1 protein-coding gene is annotated in these 1,219 nt (G+C 66.9%); it reads right to left on the reverse strand.

Features of this window, described 5'->3' with window-relative positions; translation table 11 throughout:
* Positions 1 to 1,219: amino acid adenylation domain-containing protein (locus ACNJ7E_RS00190; RefSeq protein ID WP_418338706.1), on the reverse strand; the 1,219-nt coding region annotated here is incomplete at both ends.

Raw genomic sequence — 1,219 nt, forward strand, 5'->3', positions numbered from 1 at the left:
TCGCCGGTGCGGTACATGCGTTGGCCGGGTGGGCCGTAGGGGTTGGCGACGAACCGTTCGGCGGTCAGTGCGGGCCGGTTGTGGTATCCGCGGGCCAGCTGGACCCCGGCCACATACAACTCGCCCACCACCGCCACCGGTACCGGATGCAAGCGGTGGTCCAGCACGTAGGCGTGGCAGTTGGTCTGGGGTGTGCCGATGGGCACCACCGACTCTTCGTGTTGGGTGCAGCGGTGGCAGATGACGCTGACGGTGGTTTCGGTGGGCCCGTACTGGTTCCATACCGTCGCCGGACCGAACTCCGCCAACCGTGCGACCGTCTGCCCGGACAGCGTTTCACCGCCGAGGTAGACCACCCGCACGCCGCGGAGGACGTCGGGTGATCGGCCGGCCATCAGGGCGGTCATCACCGTCGGCACCGACGCCACGTGAGTGACCTTCTGTGCCCGGATGAGTTCGGCGAGGTAGTCGGGGTCGCGTTGGCCGTCGGGCCCTGCCAAGACCACGCAGCCCCCGACCTGCAGCGGTGCAAAGAGATCGGGGGTCGACGCGTCGAAGGTCACCGCGTTGCTCTGCAGAAGACGGTCACCGGCACGGTAATCGAACGCCTCGACCACCCACTGAGCCTCGTTGACGATCGCGCTGTGCGCCACGGTCACCCCCTTCGGGCGGCCGGTCGATCCCGAGGTGAACATCACGTAGGCCGTGTTCTGCGGGCGTAGCGGTGCGCGGCGGTCCGCGTCGGTCACCGGCATCGCGGACATCGGTGACAGATCGATGGTGTCGAGGTGGAGGACCGGTACCGGGTCGGGCGGATCGTCTTGGTCGTCGTGGGTGGTGGTCAGCATGCAGGTGGGTTGCGCCACTGCGAGTATGAAGTGTGTGCGCTCGGCCGGGTGGTGGGGGTCGATGGGCAGATAAGCTGCACCGGCGGTGAGGGTGGCGTAGACGCCGACGATGAAGTCGATGGAGCGGCGCATCCGTAGTGCCACGATGGTTTCCGGGCCCACGCCCTGGGTGATCAGGTGTCGGGCGAGACGGTTGACGCGTGCATCGAACTCGGCGTAGGACAGTGTTCGGTTTCCGTCCACCACCGCGGGCGCGTCGGGTGTGCGCGTGACCTGCGCACCGAACATCGACACCAGTGTGTCGGTGGTTGTCGCATGATCGGTGTGGTTCCAGTCCTCGAGGATCAGCTGTTTTTCGTCGGCGTCGAGGA

It is taken from the genome of Rhodococcus mengyinensis, from assembly GCF_048381435.1.
Lineage (GTDB): Bacteria > Actinomycetota > Actinomycetes > Mycobacteriales > Mycobacteriaceae > Rhodococcus_F > Rhodococcus_F opacus_D.